Raw genomic sequence first — 17,861 nt, forward strand, 5'->3', positions numbered from 1 at the left:
CACGCCGGCAGTGCAGGGCGGGCATGGGCTTGTAGGAGAAGGGCCGATGGCGGGCGCCCGGCCCGCCTGCAATACTTCTTTCAAGAGCGGCTGCGGGTGGTCCGGCGTCGGCGTCTGGTCGGTGTCCGGCCCACACGAGCGCGACTTGGGAGATCTGTCATGTCGACCCGCCTTCTGTTGTTATTGCTGGTGCCTGCGGCCCTTGCCGGCTGCGTTTCGTTCAGCAGCAGCGATCCGAATCCCCCTAACCGCACCACGGTGGTGACACCGGCACCGGGTGCCACCACGATCTGCGCCCCGGGCCCGTGCTAGGGGCGGTGGGGCAAGCTGCCGCCGTCGAGCTTGCGCACCTGGCGCATGACATCGCCCGCAAACAGTACCGGCCCGGACAGCGGAATGCCGGCCATGCGCAAGCCCTCCGCGGTCCACGTATTGCACGTATAGAAGCCCGCGTAGGTGGCTGTCGCGCCCAGGAACAACCCCCCTTCGTAAGGCCCTTCGCCGAGCCTGACGACAGCGCCGGCGGCATCGGTCTGCACGGCCTTGACCAGGAATGCGCGCAAGTTCTCGAGGCCCGCTTCGCTGATGCCGAGTCGAACCACATTGCCGGCGCCGAACGCGGCGGCCGGCGTATCGCGCAATACCGTCAGCAGGATGGCGCCATCCCCGGGCAGCAGCGCGGAGATCAGCGTCCACGCATTACGTTCGCGCGCCAGCACATAGTGACGATCGCCAAAGCCGAAGCACAGGAAGTGCGAGCCCGGGTAGCCCGCGGCAAACGCGGAGACCGCCGGTCCCGCATCGGTGGTGCGCACGCAGATGTCCGTATGCCAGTCCCGTTCGACCACATCGATGGTGGTGGTCACCGGTCCCCGCGGCGCGGCCGCAGGTGCGGCGGCACAGCCGGCCACGGCGAGCGCGGCAGCGGCCGCCGCAATGATGCGACGGCCATGACGAAGAGAATCGCCGGTGCGGTGGTTCACGCGGTCGCTATCAGACCAGCAACCACCCCGCGATACCGCACGCGGCCACCACCAGCCACGGCGGCACGCGCCATACCGTGAGCGCAACCCAGGCAAGCAGGGCCAGCGCGACGTCGGTGCGCGCATGGATCGCGCTGGTCCACACCGGATCGTAGAGCGCCGCCAGCAGCAGGCCGACCACGGCGGCATTGACGCCGGCCAGCGCCGCGCGCGCGCCGACGCTGCGGCGCAGACGTTCCCAGAACGGCAGCGCGCCAAATACGAGCAGGAACGACGGCAGGAATATCGCCACCACGCAAAGCAGTCCGCCGGCCCATCCCGACGGTGCGATATGCATCGAGGCGCCGAGGAACGCGGCAAACGTAAACAGCGGCCCCGGCACGGCCTGCGCGGCACCGTAGCCGGCCAGGAAGGTGTCGTTGTCGACCCAGCCGGTCGGCACCACCGACGCCTGCAACAGCGGCAGCACCACATGGCCGCCGCCAAACACCAGCGAGCCGGCGCGATAGAACGCCTCCACCATGGCCAGCGCGGCGTTGCCCGACAGTTCCGCCAGCAGCGGCAGCCCACCTAGCAGCGCAAAGAACAGCACCAGAAACACCACGCCGGCGCGATGGCCGACCCGGATCGGCAAGGGTTCATGGGGGGCGGCCGGCGCATGGCGGAACCAGCGTGCGCCGATCAGCCCGGCCACGGCAATCACGCCGATCTGCATCCATGGCGACGCCGCCAGCAACGCCACCACTGCCGCCGCCGCCATCACGGACAGACGCGCGCCATCGGTGCAGAGCGCCCGGCCCATGCCCCACACCGCTTGCGCCACCACCGCCACGGCCGCGACCTTGAGTCCGTGCAGCAGGCCGGCCGGCACGGCGGCGCCGTACGACGACAGGCTCAATGCAAACACGATCAGGGCCAGCGCCGAGGGCAGGGTAAAGCCGAGCCATGCCGCCAGCGCACCGCGGTAGCCGGCGCGCGCGAGCCCGATCACCATGCCCACCTGGCTGCTGGCGGGGCCGGGCAGGAACTGGCAGAGCGCGACGATATCGGAATAGGCGTGTTCGCTAAGCCAGCGCCGCTGCTGCACAAAGGCCTGGCGAAAGTAGCCAAGGTGCGCGACCGGACCGCCGAAGGAAGTGAGGCCCAGGCGCAGGAACACCAGGAAAACGGTCCAGGCGCTCTGCCGTTCGTGTTGCGTTGTTGCCGTCGTCATGTGTGGGCCGCTATGGAGGAAACGTCGTTGAGGAATCGGATGGTTGCCGTCAGCCCGCTCTCGCCAACCCCGGTGCGATTGGCGAAGTCGATGCGCAAGCCATGCAGGCTGGCCACGCGCCGGGCGATCGAGATGCCGAGGCCGGTGCCATGCTCGCGCCGCCCCGCTTCCCGGAAGAAGCGGTCGCCCAGCCGCGGCAATATCTGTGGGGGCACGCCCGGGCCATGATCGGTCACGACGATGCGGTCGGGCATGAACGAGATGGTCACCAGCGTGTGGGCCGGACTATAGCGGATGGCGTTGTCAAGCAGATTACGCAGCATGATGGCCAGCAGGGCGGGGTCGCCCTGCAACGGCAGCGGCACGGCGCGCTCCGGCGGCCACAGCAATTCGACGTCGACATGGCGCCGTTCCGCCAGTGGCAGGCAATCGGACAGCGCCTCGTTGGCAATGCTGGTCCAGTCAGCGGGCACCGCCGACTGAGGGGCCAGATTCTGTTCGAGGCGGCTCAGCGTCAGCAGTTGGTTGACGAGGCGGCTCAGGCGGTCGATCCCGGCTTCCACGCGCGCGCCGGCCTGCGCGCGTTCCGCCTCGTCGAGCGAGCGCCGCGCGACTTCCCACTGGGCCTTGAGGGCCGCCAGCGGGGTGCGCAGTTCATGGGCGGCGTCGGCGGTCAGCCGGCGTTCGTGTTCGAGCAGCGCGGCCACGCGTGACAGCAGCTGATTCATCGCGCCGACCAGCGGCACCAGTTCACCGGGTACGGCAGACATGGCGAGCGGGGTGGGGTCGTCCGGCGCGCGCGCGGCGATCTGGGCGGACAGGGTGCGCACCGGCAGCAGCGCACGCCCGACCGCCCATATCAGCAAGGCGGTCAGCAACGGCAGCCCGAGGATCCAGGGCAGCACCTGGGCCTGGATATAGGAATAGATCAGTTCCTCGCGCTCGGCCAGCAACTGGCCCACGCATACGCGCCAGCCTGCGCTGCGGTCGTTGAGGTAGTAGAGCCGCCAGGGCACGCCGTCGATAGCGGTTTCGGCAAAGCCGCTCACATGGGGCGCGCGCGGCAGGCGGTCGCCATCGGGATCGATATGGAGCGGGGCGCCGTCGGGGCGCCAGGCCGCGATGGCGAGGTCGCCGAGATCCGCATCGCCGAGGTCGCCGAGGTCCTCATCGCCGGGCTCGGGCGTACCCGTGGACGGCCGCGGCAGCTTGCCGACGTCGACCGCCGGCAGCACGGCCTGCATCTGCTGGGCCATGCGGACCATGGCGGTGTCGTAAAGCTCGTTGATTTCCTCGCGTGCGTTGATGTAGATGATGGCGCTGGTCAGTGTCCAGGCAAGCGCGGCGGCCAGCAGCACCGCCAGGATCACGCGACGTTGCAGCGTCATGCATCGGCCCCGATCGCTTCCAGTGTGCCCAGCGCATAACCGGCACCACGCAGCGTGCGCACGATGCCTGGATGAATCTTGCGGCGCAGATGGTGGATATGCACCTCGAGCGTATTGCTCTCGGCCGACTTGTCCCACGCATAGAGCTTGTCGCGCAGAAAGTCGCGCGTCAGCACGCGGTTGGGATGGGTCAGCAGCAACTCGAGCAGCACTGCCTCCCGGCTGGTCAGCTCCACCGGCCTGCCTTGCCAGCGCGCCTGGCGCGAGGCGGGCTGGAATTCGAGCGCGCCATGCCGCCATACCGGCTCCGGCATGCCGACGGCGCGGCGCGTGACGGCGCGCAGGCGCGCCGCCAGTTCGTCGATGGCGATGGGCTTGACCAGATAGTCGTCGGCACCGGCGTCGAGCACGCTGATGCGGCTCGGCAGCGCATCGCGCGCGGTCAGCACCAGCACCGGGGTGGTCAGCCCCTGCGCGCGCCAGCGCGCCAGCATGGCCTCGCCGTCGTGCTCGTGCAGGCCCAGGTCGAGCACCACCGCGTCGTACTGCATGACCTGCGCCGCATGGTCCGCTGCCGGGGCATTGTCGAACCAGTCCACGATATGCCCCATCAGTTTGAGCCCCCGCTGCAGTCCGTCGCCAAGCAAGGGGTCGTCTTCGACGATAAGGATTCTCATTTCAGCCAGGATTTCAAACAAATTGTGATGAGGGCAGGGCGCAAGCGTAACAGTTTGATCCAAATTAATGTACGCCTAAGGTTCGGCACCTAACCTGCGCGCAGTTTGCCATCGGCAACGCGCGCGGCGGTCCATCCAGGCGAGAGTCTATAGCGGTCGGGATTGCGTGCGCGGCGCTCAACTGCGGTCACACGCATCCCCATGTCAGAATCCCCGCTTCACGCCACCCACGCCGCACATGTCGCACATGTCGCCGCCGAGGTACCGCTCGACCTGCCGCGGCGCGAACCGTGGCTGACCGCCCTCGGCGCGCGCGCCACGTGGTGGCTGGCCCTGACCGTGGCGGCAGTGCTGCTGGTGTGGTTCGGCACGCTGGCCATGCGGCATCTGATCGGTCCCGACGAGGGACGCTACGCCGAGATCTCGCGCGAGATGCTGGCCACGGGGGACTGGGTCACGATCCGCTACAACGCGCTCAAGTACTTCGAGAAGCCGCCGTTCCACATGTGGGTGACGGCGCTGTCGTATGTGGTGTTCGGCGTGGGCGAATGGCAGGCCCGCTTATGCGTGGCGCTGTCCGGCCTGCTCGGTATCGGCATGACGATGCTGGCCACGTGGCGCTGGTTCGGTCTGCGTGCTGCCTGGCTTGCGGGGGTGGTGCTGCTGGCCGCGCCGATGTGGAGCACGGCCGCGCACTTCAACACGCTCGACATGACGCTGGCCGGCGCGATGGCATGCGTGCTTGCCACCATGCTGCTGGCCCAGCATCCCGACGCCACGCCGGCCACGCGCCGCAGATGGATGTACGCGTGCTGGGCGGCAATGGGCGTGGCGGTGCTGACCAAGGGCCTGGTCGGCGTGGCCCTGCCGGGACTGGTGCTGGTGGTGTATTCGCTGGTGGCCCGCGATGGCTCGCTCTGGCGGCGCCTGCACTGGGGCGCGGGCCTGGCGATCCTGCTGGCGGTGACGGTGCCGTGGTTCTGGCTGATCGCACGGCGCAATCCCGAATTCCTGCACTTCTTCTTTATTCACGAGCACTGGCAGCGCTATACCTCGAACATCCACTCGCGTTCGGGTCCGCTGTGGTACTTCGTGCCGCTGATCGTCGGTGGCTTCCTGCCGTGGGTCGGACTGTTCCCGCGCATGTGGGCCGAGGTCCGTGCGTCGCGTGCCGCCTCCGCCGGTTTCCGGCCTGTGCTGATGGCCGGCGTGTGGGCCATCGCGATCTTCATCTTCTTCAGTCTGTCGCACTCCAAGCTGCCGGGCTACATCCTGCCCGTGGTGCCGGCGCTCGCGATCGTGGCCGCGGTGGTGCTCGACCGCCTCGACGCCCGGCGCTGGGCGCGCCAGCTCACCGGGGCCGGCGTGGTTGCGGCGGTGGGCCTGATGGCAAGCCCCATCGTCGGCACGCTGAGCGCCAACCATATCCCGAACCATTTCTATCGCAGCTATGCGATCTGGGTTGCCGCGGCCTTCGCGCTGATGGTGCTCTCGGTCGCCCTGGCGCGCTGGATTGCCGCGCGGCGGCACCTGAGCCTCAGCATCGCGGCATATGGCCTTGGCATGTACCTTGCGTTCACGGTGGCGCTGCTCGGCTACGAGACGGTGGCGCGGCCGCTGTCGGGCGCCGATATCGCGCCGGCCGTCGCGCGCGTGCTGACGCCGGGCATGCGCCTGTACGGCGTGCGCATGCTCGACCATACGCTGCCGTTTTACGTGCGGCATCCGCTGGTGATGGTGGGAGAGGCCGACGAACTGAGCTTTGGCACGGCCGCCGAGCCATCGCGCTGGGTGCCGGACCTCGACACCTTCGCGCAGCTCTGGCGCCACGATGGACACGCGCTGGCGGTGATGTCGCCCGATACCTACCAGTCGTTGGCCGGCAAGCTGCCGATGTATGTGGTGGCACGCGACTACCGGCGCGTGGTGGTGGCCAACTATCCGGTCAGCGCCGCCGCGCGGCCGGCCGGCACGGACGTGACGGCGCGCTAGAGGCTGCCGCGCCACGGCTGTGCCGTGGGGGCGCCCGGCGCCTCCCTGTCGTCCGCGGATTATTCGGCCTTGATGTTGAGGCTCTGGATGATGGTGGCGAAGCGCTTGATCTCGGACTTGTAGAACTTGCTCAGTTCGTCCGGCGTCATGTAGGTCGGATCGGCGCCCTGCGTAGCCATGCTCTTCCTTACGTCGTCGCGCGTCAGCACTACCCTGGTCGCGTGGTTGAGCGTATCGATGGTGGCCTTGGGCGTGCCCGCGCGCACGAACAGCGCGTACCACTGCGCGAACTGGATGTCCTTGAAGCCGGCCTCGGCCATGGTCGGTACATCGGGCAGCGACCCCGAGCGCTTCGCGCTTGCCACCGCCAGGATCTTGATCTTGCCTGACGACACCAGCGGTGCCGCCGATGCCACGCCGACGAAGGCCATCGACACCTGGCCGCCCATCGCGTCCGTTGCCGCCGGCGCATCGCCCTTGTAAGGCACGTGCACCATGTCCAGGTGCGTGGCGGCCTTGAAGGCCTCGCCGCACAGGTGGCCGGTCCCGCCCAGGCCGCTGCTGCCGAACGAGAGCTTGCCGGGATGGGCCTTGCCGTAGGCGATCAGTTCCGCCACCGAGTTCACGCCGAGCGCGGCGTTGACGGCAAGCACGATCGGCACGGATCCGACCATGCCGACCGGCGCGAAATCCTTCTCGGGATCGTATGGCAGTGATTTGTAGAGCGTCGGATTGGTGCCGTGCGTCGCGCTGTTGCCCATCAGCATGGTGTAGCCGTCGGGCGCGGACTTGGCGACGAAACTCGCACCGACGATGCCGTTGGCGCCGGCGCGATTGTCGACCACGATGCTGGTCTTGAGCACGTCGCCCATGCGCTGGGCCATCAGACGCGTCAGAAAGTCGTTGGCGCCGCCGGCCGCGTACGGCGAAACGGCGGTCATGGGCTTGTCGGGAAATGCCGCGTTGGCGGTGCCGGCACACACCAGCAGCAGCGCGCCGGTGGCAAGGCCGCGCAGGGCGGCCCGAAGCCTGCCAATCGTCGTGGTTGGTGCGGCCGCTTGCGTCAGCACTGCCGTGGTGGCTTTCGTCTTGTCTTCCATCGTCTTCCTCCGTCGCCCTTGGGGCGCGCCATTTTTTGAACGCGGCGTCTGGTCCGCATGGAGAAAGTCTACGCAGTCACGCCGCGGATTTGGACACCCGCGGCGGCGCAAATGGAAGATTCAGGTCCATAACTTGGACTTCCGCGCTGCACACACGCGGCACGCTGATGACGGCGGCGATGCCCTCACCCGGCTTCCGCGGCCTCCGCATCGTGCGGGTGGTTCGCATCGGGCTCGGCAAGACGGGGCACGCCGTGGTCGATTGGCTCGCTCCAGTCGCGCTGCGCGAGCTGGGCGAGCTCGCCCTCGATCGACGCCACCGCATCGCGCAGGCAGCTCACCACCATGTCGATGCGATCCTTGCCGAGCCGTGACGCCAGCGTGGAGACGCTGATGCCTGCCGCGGGCGTGCCGTCCGGATAGCGGACTACCATGCCGACCGACAGCACCGGCGGCATGTCCATGACCTTGTTCACCGCATAGCCGCGGCGTCGCGCGGCAGCGAGATCGGCGCGCAGCGTGGCCTCGGAATAGCGCGGGTTCTTGCGCTGCGTGCGTTCGACATTGATGCGGCAGATGCGCGCCACGTCCTCGTCGGGCAGCGCGCTGAGCAGTGCCAGGCCGCCGGCGCCGACATTGAGCGGACGATGGCGCCCGACATCGAGCACGTGCGCCTTGATCGGAAAGCAGCCATCGGCACGCGCCACGCATACCCCGTCGAAACCCGAGCGCACGGTCATGAAGACGGTGTCGCCGGTATGTTCCGCCACGGCCTGCAGGTAGGGGTGGCAGATATCGCGCAGCGCGAGCTTGGGCGCGGCCGCCAGTCCCATCTCGTAGAGCAGGGGGCCGAGGTAGTAGCGCTTGGTCTGGCTGTCCTGGCGGATCAGCTGCTCGGCGATCATCCCCTGCAGGATGCGATGCGCGGTCGGGCGTTCGAGACCGCTGCGCCGGTAGAGGTCGACCAGGCGGCTGCCGGTGCGGTTATGCGCGGTAATCAGCCGCAGCAGTGCGACGGCGCGGTGCAGCGCCTGCGTGCCGGCGGCGGCGCTGGCCGCGCTCGACGACGCGGCGGAACGTGCAGGACTCATCTCCATCTCCGTATCTCACATGCGCTGTGCATGTCGATCGCATATCGGGTTGCGATGACAGGAATTCTATATCGTGGACCTCCGCGCTGAACACGCCCGGGCCCGGCCGGATCAGGGATTACGCCGGTCGTTTCTCGCTATGTGGACGTTTAATTGGCGTCCGCGGGTACTCCCTATGCGGCGATTCCCTTAGCATGAAAAAAAGCGGCGGACGAGAGCGGCGGCGATCGCCCCGGACTGTCGCACCCACCCACCGCCGCGTGGTTTTTTGCGGCGCGACAAGACAGGAGACAGCGGTGCAGACCGACAATCGAGCCGAATCGCCTCAGTTGATCCGGGATTCGCGCGACGGGGTACTCGTATTGACCCTCAATCGCCCCGAGCGGCGCAATGCGCTGAGTCCCGAGCTTTATGAGGAACTGCTGGAGGCCTTGCGCACGGCCGCCACCGACCCCGACGTGGGCGCGGTGGTGCTGACCGGCGCGGGCGGCGCGTTCTGCGCGGGCGGCGACGTCGCCCGCATGGCGGGTGCGAGCCAGGAGGCGCTGTCTTTCGAGCAGCGCGTGGCGCGCCTGCGGCATCGCGCGGGCATTACCGAGCTGCTGCATACGATGCCCAAGCCCACCCTCGCCATGATCCGCGGTGCCGCGGTCGGCGCGGGACTCTCGCTGGCGCTCGCCTGCGACATGCGCTTTGCCGACCCGACCGCGTTGCTGCGCACCGGCTTTCTCAACGTCGCGGTGCCTGGGGATTTTGGCGCGCATTATTTCCTGCCGCGGCTGGTGGGCATGGCCAAGGCGCGCGAACTCTATCTCACCTCGCCCAGGCTCGATGCGCAGAGCGCGCTCGCGCTGGGCCTGCTGACGCGTGTGGTCGAGGCCGATGCGCTCGCGGCGGCCACCATCGGGCTGGCCACCTCGCTGGCGCACGGCCCGCGTACCGCCATCGGCTACATGAAGCGCAATCTCAACGACGCGCTGCATGCCACGCTGCCGCAGGTGCTCGATGCCGAGGCGTGGCGGCATGTGCGCTGCACCGAGACCGAAGATCACCGCGAGGCCACGCGCGCCTATGTGGAGAAGCGGACCCCGTCGTTCGGCGTGGACCGTGCCATTGCCGCGCGCGACGGCACCTGATGCGCGGCACTGCCGGCACCTGGAAGCCGGCACCTGACAAGCCGCACCCGAACCCACTATTTCTTTGCGAAGGAAGCTCTGACATGAACAAACTCTGCGCAGGCCGTGTCGTGATCGTGACCGGCGCCGCCCGCGGCATCGGCCGCGAATATGCACTCCACCTGGCGGCCGAAGGCGCGCGCGTGGTGGTCAACGACCTGGGCGTGGCGCGCGACGGCGAAGGGCGCGACCTGAGCGCGGCCCAGGCCGTGGTGGACGAGATCCGCGCCGCGGGGGGCGAGGCCATTGCCAACGGCGACGATATCGCCGACTGGAACGGCGCCAGGCACCTGATCGACAGCACCGTCGAGCACTACGGCGCGCTGCATGGCCTGGTCAACAATGCCGGCATCCTGCGCGACCGCACGCTCGTCAATATGGAGGAGCACGAGTGGGACGCGGTGGTCAACGTGCATATGAAGGGTACGTTCGCGCCGTCGCGCCATGCCGCCGCCTACTGGCGCGCGTTGCATCGCGAGACCGGAGACCCGGTGGGCGGGCGCATCATCAACACCACGTCGTCGTCGGGCCTGTTCGGCAATATCGGGCAGAACAACTACGGCGCGGCCAAGGCCGGCATCGCCGCCATGACCATCATCTCGGCGCGCGAGCTCAGGCGCTATGGTGTGACCGTCAACGCGATCTGCCCGCATGCGCAGACGCGCATGACCGAAAGTCTGCGCGAACGGACCCCGGAGGAGATCGCCGCGCGCCATCCGCGCTGGATTTCCCCCGTGGTGGTATGGCTCGCCAGCGCACACAGCGGTGAGGTGAGCGGGCGCGTATTCGAGGTGGGCGGTGGCATCCTGGCCGCGCTGGAAGGCTGGCACCGGGGGCCCGAGGCGGCGCCGGTCGACGATCCGCATGCGATCGGTCCGGTCCTGGAGGACCTCGCACGCCGTGCCCGCCGCAATGCGGACATGAAGGGCAACGACCTCGACTGACCGGAGCAGGCGACCAACCATGATCGACAAACGCGTCAACACCGTGGCCGACGCGGTCGCGGGTATCAAGGATGGCGATGTACTGCTGGTGGGCGGCTTCGGCACCTCGGGCCGGCCCGCGGAGCTGCTCGCCGGCGTGCTGGAACTCGGTGCGCGGGACCTGACCATCGTCGCCAACAACGCCACCATCGGGCCGGATATCGTGGGCGACCTGATGCGCGCGGGGCGCATCCGCAAGATGGTGTGCTCGTTTCCACGCGGCCTGCAGGGCAAGACCGTCTTCGACGAACTCTATGCTGCCGGCAAGATCGAGCTCGAACTGGTGCCGCAGGGCACGCTGGCCGAACGCATCCGCGCCGGGGCGGCCGGTATCGGTGGCTTCTACACGCGCACCGCGGCCGGTACGCGGCTGGCCGAGGGCAAGGAGACACGCATGATCCGCGGCGAGGAATACGTGCTGGAAGAACCGCTGACCGGCGACGTGGCATTGATCAAGGCGCTGCGCGGCGACCGCTGGGGCAACCTCGTCTATCACCGTGGCGCGCGCATCAACAATCCCGTGATGGCCGGCGCGGCAAAGCTCGTGGTGGCGCAGGTCGCGGAGATCGTGCCGCTGGGCGCGCTCGACCCGGAGCACATCGTCACGCCGGCGGTGTTCATCGACAGACTCGTGGAGGTGAAATGAACAAGGGACTGAGCCGCGAGGACATCGCGCGCGTGGCGGCCGCCGACATTCCGGACGGCAGCTGCGTGAACCTCGGCATCGGGCTGCCGACCATGATCGCCGACTACGTGCCGGCCGGACGCGAACTGCTGCTGCACAGCGAGCAGGGCCTGCTCGGGCTTGGGCCCAAGGCGCCGCCGGGCGAGGAGGACCTCGACGTGCTCAACGCGGGCAAGACGCCGGTCACATTGCTGCCCGGGGCCTCGGTGTTCAGCCACAGCGATTCGTTCCTGATGGTGCGCGGCGGCCATATCGATATCGCCTGCCTGGGCGCTTTCCAGGTGGCGGCCAACGGCGACCTCGCCAACTGGACCACCGACGCGCCCGACCAGATTCCCGGCGTGGGCGGGGCCATGGACCTCGCGGCCGGCGCGGCCAACGTGTGGGTGCTGATGGAGCACTGCCAGAAGGACGGCGCGCCGCGCCTGCTGGAGCGCTGCACCTATCCGCTGACGGGCGCGCGCTGCGTGGACCGCATCTATACCAACTTCGCGATGATCAGCGTGACGTCGGCCGGCTTCGTGGTCGACCGGCTCGCGGAAGGCATCGATTTCGAGACCCTGCAGGGCATGACTGGCGCCCAGTTGATCCTGCATCCCGAGTGCCGTCCGTATCGGCCCTCGGTGACCGTACAAGGAGCATGACCGATGCAGACCGCCATTACCCGACTGCTGGGGATCGAGCATCCGATCGTCCAGGGTGGCATGCAATGGGTGGGCCGCGCCGAACTGGTGGCGGCGGTGTCCAACGCGGGCGCGCTGGGCGTGCTGACCGCGTTGACCCAGCCCTCGCCGGAAGCGCTGCGTGACGAGATTGCACGCACGCGCTCGCTGACGGACCGGCCGTTCGCGGTCAACCTGACCATGCTGCCCACGCTCAAACCGGTGCCCTACGATGCGTATCGCGATGCGATCATCGACTCGGGCGTGAAGATCGTCGAGACCGCCGGCAATAATCCGCAGGCGCATATGCCGGCCTTCAAGGAAGCCGGCATCAAGGTGATCCACAAGTGCACGAGCCCGCGCCATGCGCTCAAGGCCGAGCAGATTGGCGTGGACATTGTCAGCATCGACGGCTTTGAGTGCGCGGGCCACGTGGGCGAGGACGATATTCCCGCGCTGATCCTGATTCCCGCCACGGTGGCCAGGGTAAGGATTCCGGTGATCGCCTCCGGCGGCTTTGGCGATGGCCGCGGCCTGGTGGCGGCGCTCGCGCTCGGCGCGGAAGGCATCAACATGGGCACGCGCTTCATGTGCACGAAGGAGTCGCCGGTGCACGAGAACGTCAAGCGCACCATCGTCGCCAACACCGAGCGCGATACCTGCCTGATCCTGCGCAGTCTGCGCAACAGCAGCCGCGTGGCGCGCACCGCGCTGGCCGAGACCGTGATCGCGATGGAGCGCGCCGGCAAGGGAATCGACGAAATCGGCCCGATTGTGGCCGGCGCCAAGGGGCGCGGCGTGTACGAGCAGGGCGACGTGGAGGGCGGCATCTGGACCGCCGGTCTGGTACAGGCGCTGATCGACGACATTCCGAGCTGTGCCGAGCTGGTGCACCGCATCGTCGAGGACGCACGGCGCCTGATCGACGGGCGCCTGGCCAGCTTTACCGCGGCGGGTACCGTTCCCGCCACCCCGTCCCCTCAGTCCACCACGCTGGCGGCCTGAATCCCTACCTGCTACAGAGGAGCGCATCGATGGAAGTGCAGACCCCCTACGACCTGGAAGCCTACGTCGGCAAGAAGCTCGGCACCAGCGAGTGGCTGACGATCGACCAGCAACGGATCGACGATTTCGCGCGCGTGTCGGGCGACGACAACTGGATCCACGTCGACGTGGACCGTGCCCGGCGCGAACTGCCTGGCGGCCGCACCATGGCGCACGGCATGCTGACGTTTTCGCTGCTCACGCATCTCGGCACCGAAATCTGCCGCGTGCGCGAGCGCTCGCGCGGCATCAACTACGGTTCCAACAAGGTCCGCTTCACCGCGCCGGTGTACTGCGGTGCCCGTATCCGCCTGCATCGCTCGCTCGAGAAGTACGAGCCGATCGAGGGCGGCGTGCGACTGACTTTCGGCAACACCATGGAGATCGAGGGCGTCGAGCGTCCCGCGCTGGTGGCCGAGACCATTTCGGTGATGTATGCCAGGGAGGCATGATGCCCGCCAACCGACCGTCTCCGTACGCCGTCTATCTGGAACATCTGCGGAAGGGACAACTGGCCTATCAGTTCAGCCCCGTGGCCGGCCGTGCGGTGTTCTTTCCGCGCGAGATCTGCCCGTTCTCGGGTGAGGATTGCCTCGAATGGCGCATCAGCGACGGGCTTGGCACCGTCTACAGCACCACGGCGGTGTATCCGCGCGGCGGCGAGCCCTATAACGTGGCCATGATCGACTGCGACGAGGGCTTTCGCATGATGTCGCGCGTGGAGGGCCTGCCGGCCCGTGACGTGACCATCGGCCTGCGCGTCCGCTTCCGGGTCCATACACCCGCCGACGACGATCCCTATCCCGTGTTCGTACCCGCTACCGCTACCGCACCATGACCCATACATTCAAGCGCGGCGCCGCGGCCATCGTCGGCGCGGCGGAATCCGATCTCGGCGAGGTCGGTCCCGGCTTTTCGCCGATCGACCTGATGGCGCAGGGCGTGCGCCGCGCGCTCGACGATTGCGGCCTGTCGATGCGCGATGTCGATGGCCTGTTCTGCGCCACGTCGCAGAGCCGCCTGGCCGGTCTGGCGCTGGCCGAGTATCTCGGGCGGCCCGAGGCTTACCTGGAATCGAGCTCGACCGGCGGGTCGTCCTTCATGACGCACCTCGCGCAGGCACAGCGCGCGATCGAGGCCGGCGTGTGCCAGGTGGCAGTGATCGCCTACGGCAGTACCCAGCGCTCCGCGGGCGGCCGCAAGAACACCAGCGTACCGGAACGCAATCCGTACGAGTCGCCCTACAAGCCGTTCCTGCCGCCGTCCGCGTATGCATTGGCGGCGGCCCGCCATATGCACGAGTTCGGTACCACGCGCGAGCAGCTGGCCGAGGTGGCGGTAGCCGCGCGCCAGTGGGCGCTGCTGAATCCGGTCGCATGGGAGAAGCAGCCGCTGTCCGTGGCCGAGGTGCTGGCCGCGCGCATGGTCAGCTATCCGCTGACGATCCGCGACTGCTGTCTGGTGACGGACGGCGGCGGCGCCATTGTCGTGACCGCGGCCGAGCGTGCCAGATCGCTGCGCAAGCCACCGGTCTATCTGCTCGGCGCGGGGCACGTCACCACGCACCAGACCATCTCCAGCATGCCGGACCTGGTGCGCACCGGCGCGATCCGCTCGGGCCAGATGGCCTATGCGCAGGCCGGCATCGCAGCGCGGGACGTGGATGTGATCGAGGTCTACGATGCGTTCACCATCAATACCATCCTGTTCCTGGAGGACCTCGGCTTCTGCGCCAAGGGCGAGGGCGGCGCGTTCGTCAGCGGTGGCCGTATCGCCCCGGGCGGCGCGGTGCCGGTCAATACCAACGGCGGCGGGCTCTCGTATTGCCATCCGGGCATGTACGGCCTGTTCCTGCTGATCGAGGCGGTGCGCCAGTTGCGCGGCGAATGCGGCGCGCGCCAGGTCAAGGACGCGAACATCGCCATCGCGCATGGCAACGGCGGTGTACTGTCGTCGCAGAGCACGGTGATCCTCGGCGGCGCGCAGACGCTCTGAGCGGCGGCGGGGCCCCGCCCCCCGCCGTTTCATGCGACCTCATGCGACCTCATGCGACCTCATGCGACCTCATGCGACCTCATGCGACCTCATGCGACCTCATGCGACCTCATGCGACCTCATGCGGCGTCACGCCACTTCACGCCGCGGCGCCAGGGCCGCGGTGATGACGCCGATGCCGATCAGCGCGAGGCCCACCGACAGGTCGGCCGAGATGCGCTCGTGCCAGGCCACTGCCGACACGATCAGCCCGATCACCGGCACGCCCAGCATGGCGATGGATGTCGCGGCCGGCGGCAGTGACTGCGTAACATTGAGCACCACGATAAAGGTCAGCGCGGTGGCCAGCGGGCCGGTGTAGGCGATGGCCGGCCAGATCTCGGCGAACGCGGCCACATCGGGCGCGCCATCGCGCAGCACGGCGAGCAGCACCAGCGGCGCGGTGGCAATGGCGCATTCCCAGGGAATCATCTCGGCGCCGAGACGCACCGTGCGATGGGCCCGCAGCTGGATGATGCTGATCGCCCAGGCCAGCGACGCGCCCAGCAGCATGGCCAGGCCGACCACGGTATGCAGTTCCCACTGGCTCACGGCGGGCAGCACGATCACGGCGATCCCGGCATAGCTGAACGCCGTGGCGAGCCATTGCAGCCGCGACGGGCGTTCGCCGAGCACCAGCGACGCCAGTGGAATGACCCAGATGGCGGTGGCATAGGCGACCACCGAGGCGCGGCCGGGCGCGACGTACTGCAGCGCCCACAGGGCGAGCGCGGTGAACGCGGCCATCTGCAGCAGGCCCACCCCGATCACCAGCGGCCACTCCTGGCGATTTGGCCAGCGCAGGCGTCCCAGCAGCGCCAGCACCACGATGCTGAGCACCGCCGACGAACCGAAGCGCATCGCCGCGAACCACAACGGACTGACGTGGGCGAGGCCGAATTTCATCAAGGGCCAGTTGCCACCCCAGATGGCAACGGCCCCGATCAACGGGAGGAACTTGCGGATGCCGGCGCCGGCGGCGGCGGACGTGGGATGCGCGGACATGATGCGGTGACGGTTGAGGTGCGGGCGGAACGGCCGCTCGCTTACCTGAAAGTCTAGTGGCCGCTGCACCGCAGCATTGACCGCATTTCGCTGCGCGAACGATATATTCCAGCATAGAATGCCGGACACCACCACTTTGAGAGCGCAACATGCTGGACCTCGATCTCGACGCCACCGACCTCCGCATCCTCAGCGAACTCCAGCGCGACGCCAGTCTCACCAACGTGGAACTGGCCAGCCGCGTCAATCTCTCGCCCTCGCCATGCCTGGCGCGCGTCAAGAACCTCGAGAAGCAGGGCGTGATCTCGCGCCGCGTGACGCTGCTCGATGCGCGCCGGCTGGGCCTGAAGGTGGTGGTGTTCATCCAGATCTCGCTGGACAAGCAGCGCCGGGAAACGCTCGATACCTTCGAGCGCCGCATCGCGGCGCTGCCGCAGGTCATGGAGTGCTATCTGATGTCGGGCGATGCCGACTACCTGCTGCGCGTGATCGTGCAGGACGTCGAGGCACTGGAGCGGCTGATTGTCGACCAGATCACAAAGATCCCGGGCGTATCCAATATCCGTTCGAGCTTCGCGCTCAAGCAGGTGCTCTACAGCACGGCGCTGCCCCTGGGATAGGGCATGCCGCGTGGTGTTGCCGCGACGATTGTGCATTGCAGTGAAACTCTTAGGTTCAATTTCTTCAACAATCGTCGATCATCTCGATACGTCGTGCTTTAGTTGTCATCTTCGCGTTATTGCGCTACACGTATTCTGCGAGTTCTGCCAACACGGATTATTATCTTTTGATGAATCTGTGCCGTAAGAGGCTGCCTTTGGGGCCTTCTTGCGGTCAGCAAGCTCAAGACCAAGAACAGCAGAATTACGTAGTAGAGGTACGCGATGCGTTGGATCGTCCTGTCGATTTTCATTGTCAGTGCGCTATATACCCATTTCCGCGGCAAGGCGCGCCATGGGTTTTTCCGGCAGTTATTCGACCACTCGACCTTTCTTGCGCCGCTGAACGCATTCCCGTATGCGTTCTCGCGCGTGCCCCGCACGCCGTTTATCGCGCGCGAGCATTTTCCCGAACTCGATGTCATCCGCCGCGAATGGCAGACCATTCGCCAGGAGGCGCTCGCGCTGGCGGAGGCGCAGCGGCTGCAGGCGGCGGACGGCTATACCGATATCGGTTTTAATTCCTTCTTCCGCCAGGGCTGGAAGCGCTTCTACCTGAAGTGGTACGGCACACCGCACCCGTCGGCGCTGGCAAGCTGCCCGCGCACGCTGGAGATCCTCGGCAGCCTGCCGTCGGTCAAGGCGGCGATGTTTGCGCGGCTGCCACCTGGCGCGAAGCTGTTTCCGCATCGCGATCCCTACGCGGGCTCGTTACGCTATCACCTCGGGCTGGTCACGCCGAACGATGACCAGTGCTCGATCACGGTCGACAACGAAACGTATTCGTGGCGCGATGGCGAGGACGTGGTGTTCGACGAAACCTTTCTTCACCATGCGAGGAACGGCACCACGCACGATCGCATCATCCTGTTCTGCGATATCGAGCGGCCGCTGCGCTTCGCCTGGGCGCAACGTGTCAACCGTGCCATCAGCGACACGCTCATGCGTGCGGCGGCGTCGCCCAACGGCGTCGGCGACACCACCGGCCCGCTCAATCGCATGTTCAAGTACATCTATGCGGTGCGCAGCGTCGGCAAGCGCGTCAAGGCGTGGAATCGCAACGTCTACTACAGCCTCAAATGGGCGCTGATGCTGGGTGTGGTAATGGTGATTTTCTGGCCGACACATTTCCACTGATCTGCCCGAACCGGCTGCTATCGGCAGCGCACG

Annotated in this window: 19 protein-coding genes; 12 read left to right on the forward strand and 7 right to left on the reverse strand. The window is 67.5% G+C overall.

From position 1 onward, the window contains the following. Nucleotides 1-159 precede the first annotated feature (159 nt). Nucleotides 160-312 (forward strand): hypothetical protein, encoded by a 153-nt coding sequence (locus DFLDMN_RS22845; protein ID WP_423200153.1) that lies wholly within the window; start codon nt 160-162, stop codon nt 310-312. Here DFLDMN_RS22845 and DFLDMN_RS22850 read toward each other — a convergent pair. The 4 genes from DFLDMN_RS22850 to DFLDMN_RS22865 are packed head-to-tail and all read right to left on the reverse strand — an operon-like array spanning nt 309 to nt 4,261. After that, a complete protein-coding gene (locus tag DFLDMN_RS22850) occupies nt 309-983 on the reverse strand; it encodes a DUF2459 domain-containing protein (protein WP_423200154.1) in 675 nt (224 codons plus the stop codon). The genes DFLDMN_RS22845 and DFLDMN_RS22850 overlap by 4 nt on opposite strands. Before the next feature lie 10 nt (nt 984-993). Next, entirely contained in the window at nt 994-2,196 is a 1,203-nt protein-coding gene (gene chrA / locus DFLDMN_RS22855) for a chromate efflux transporter (RefSeq protein ID WP_423200155.1), read from the reverse strand. After that, the gene (locus DFLDMN_RS22860) at nt 2,193-3,584 is read right to left on the reverse strand and encodes an ATP-binding protein (protein ID WP_423200156.1); all 1,392 of its coding nucleotides are present in this window, start codon (nt 3,582-3,584) and stop codon (nt 2,193-2,195) included. Before DFLDMN_RS22860 ends, chrA begins: the two co-directional genes overlap by 4 nt. After that, nucleotides 3,581-4,261, reverse strand: coding sequence for a response regulator (locus DFLDMN_RS22865; RefSeq protein ID WP_423200157.1), 681 nt, complete (start codon nt 4,259-4,261; stop codon nt 3,581-3,583). Before DFLDMN_RS22865 ends, DFLDMN_RS22860 begins: the two co-directional genes overlap by 4 nt. Nucleotides 4,262-4,462: 201 nt before the next feature. Between DFLDMN_RS22865 and DFLDMN_RS22870 the strand changes: the two genes are divergently transcribed. Then, nucleotides 4,463-6,253 carry a phospholipid carrier-dependent glycosyltransferase gene (locus tag DFLDMN_RS22870; RefSeq protein WP_423200158.1) on the forward strand — a complete coding sequence of 597 codons (1,791 nt, stop codon included), beginning with the start codon at nt 4,463-4,465 and terminating at the stop codon, nt 6,251-6,253. 59 nt (nt 6,254-6,312) lie between these two features. On the opposite strand, the gene DFLDMN_RS22875 is transcribed toward DFLDMN_RS22870, so the two are convergent. Both DFLDMN_RS22875 and DFLDMN_RS22880 read right to left on the reverse strand, forming a co-directional pair. After that, nucleotides 6,313-7,353, reverse strand: coding sequence for a Bug family tripartite tricarboxylate transporter substrate binding protein (locus tag DFLDMN_RS22875; protein WP_423200159.1), 1,041 nt, complete (start codon nt 7,351-7,353; stop codon nt 6,313-6,315). A gap of 185 nt (nt 7,354-7,538) precedes the next feature. After that, complete coding sequence (locus tag DFLDMN_RS22880; protein ID WP_423200160.1) at nt 7,539-8,444, reverse strand: IclR family transcriptional regulator; 906 nt, start codon at nt 8,442-8,444, stop codon at nt 7,539-7,541. Nucleotides 8,445-8,740: 296 nt separating this feature from the next. Here DFLDMN_RS22880 and DFLDMN_RS22885 point away from each other — a divergent pair, with 296 nt between their 5' ends. From DFLDMN_RS22885 to DFLDMN_RS22920, 8 genes are all read left to right on the forward strand, one after another. Beyond that, a complete protein-coding gene (locus DFLDMN_RS22885) occupies nt 8,741-9,580 on the forward strand; it encodes an enoyl-CoA hydratase-related protein (protein WP_423200161.1) in 840 nt (279 codons plus the stop codon). 83 nt (nt 9,581-9,663) lie between these two features. Further along, on the forward strand, nt 9,664-10,563 hold the full coding sequence (locus tag DFLDMN_RS22890) for an SDR family oxidoreductase (RefSeq protein WP_423200162.1): 900 nt from the start codon (nt 9,664-9,666) through the stop codon (nt 10,561-10,563). Between the two features lie 19 nt (nt 10,564-10,582). Then, complete coding sequence (locus DFLDMN_RS22895; protein ID WP_423200163.1) at nt 10,583-11,248, forward strand: 3-oxoacid CoA-transferase subunit A; 666 nt, start codon at nt 10,583-10,585, stop codon at nt 11,246-11,248. Then, complete coding sequence (locus DFLDMN_RS22900) at nt 11,245-11,931, forward strand: 3-oxoacid CoA-transferase subunit B (RefSeq protein WP_423200164.1); 687 nt, start codon at nt 11,245-11,247, stop codon at nt 11,929-11,931. The genes DFLDMN_RS22895 and DFLDMN_RS22900 overlap by 4 nt, the downstream gene beginning before the upstream one ends. A gap of 3 nt (nt 11,932-11,934) precedes the next feature. After that, nucleotides 11,935-12,954 (forward strand): NAD(P)H-dependent flavin oxidoreductase, encoded by a 1,020-nt coding sequence (locus DFLDMN_RS22905; protein WP_423200165.1) that lies wholly within the window; start codon nt 11,935-11,937, stop codon nt 12,952-12,954. 29 nt (nt 12,955-12,983) lie between these two features. Next, the gene (locus DFLDMN_RS22910; RefSeq protein WP_423200166.1) at nt 12,984-13,445 is read left to right on the forward strand and encodes a MaoC family dehydratase; all 462 of its coding nucleotides are present in this window, start codon (nt 12,984-12,986) and stop codon (nt 13,443-13,445) included. Next, nucleotides 13,442-13,831: a Zn-ribbon domain-containing OB-fold protein gene (locus tag DFLDMN_RS22915; protein WP_423200167.1), complete on the forward strand. Its 390-nt coding sequence runs from the start codon at nt 13,442-13,444 to the stop codon at nt 13,829-13,831. Before DFLDMN_RS22910 ends, DFLDMN_RS22915 begins: the two co-directional genes overlap by 4 nt. Then, nucleotides 13,828-14,988 carry a thiolase gene (locus DFLDMN_RS22920; RefSeq protein ID WP_423200168.1) on the forward strand — a complete coding sequence of 387 codons (1,161 nt, stop codon included), beginning with the start codon at nt 13,828-13,830 and terminating at the stop codon, nt 14,986-14,988. Before DFLDMN_RS22915 ends, DFLDMN_RS22920 begins: the two co-directional genes overlap by 4 nt. Nucleotides 14,989-15,117: 129 nt before the next feature. Here the strand turns inward: DFLDMN_RS22920 and DFLDMN_RS22925 are convergent, their stop codons facing one another. Further along, the gene (locus tag DFLDMN_RS22925; protein WP_423200169.1) at nt 15,118-16,032 is read right to left on the reverse strand and encodes a DMT family transporter; all 915 of its coding nucleotides are present in this window, start codon (nt 16,030-16,032) and stop codon (nt 15,118-15,120) included. Between the two features lie 149 nt (nt 16,033-16,181). Between DFLDMN_RS22925 and DFLDMN_RS22930 the strand changes: the two genes are divergently transcribed. Together DFLDMN_RS22930 and DFLDMN_RS22935 are read left to right on the forward strand one after the other, a co-directional pair. Further along, complete coding sequence (locus tag DFLDMN_RS22930) at nt 16,182-16,652, forward strand: Lrp/AsnC family transcriptional regulator (RefSeq protein WP_423200170.1); 471 nt, start codon at nt 16,182-16,184, stop codon at nt 16,650-16,652. A 264-nt stretch (nt 16,653-16,916) separates the two neighbouring features. Then, entirely contained in the window at nt 16,917-17,828 is a 912-nt protein-coding gene (locus DFLDMN_RS22935; protein WP_423200171.1) for an aspartyl/asparaginyl beta-hydroxylase domain-containing protein, read from the forward strand. The last annotated feature ends 33 nt before the right edge of the window (nt 17,829-17,861 follow it).

The sequence above is a fragment of the Cupriavidus sp. H19C3 genome (assembly GCF_049393815.1).
In the GTDB taxonomy this organism is placed as follows: domain Bacteria; phylum Pseudomonadota; class Gammaproteobacteria; order Burkholderiales; family Burkholderiaceae; genus Cupriavidus.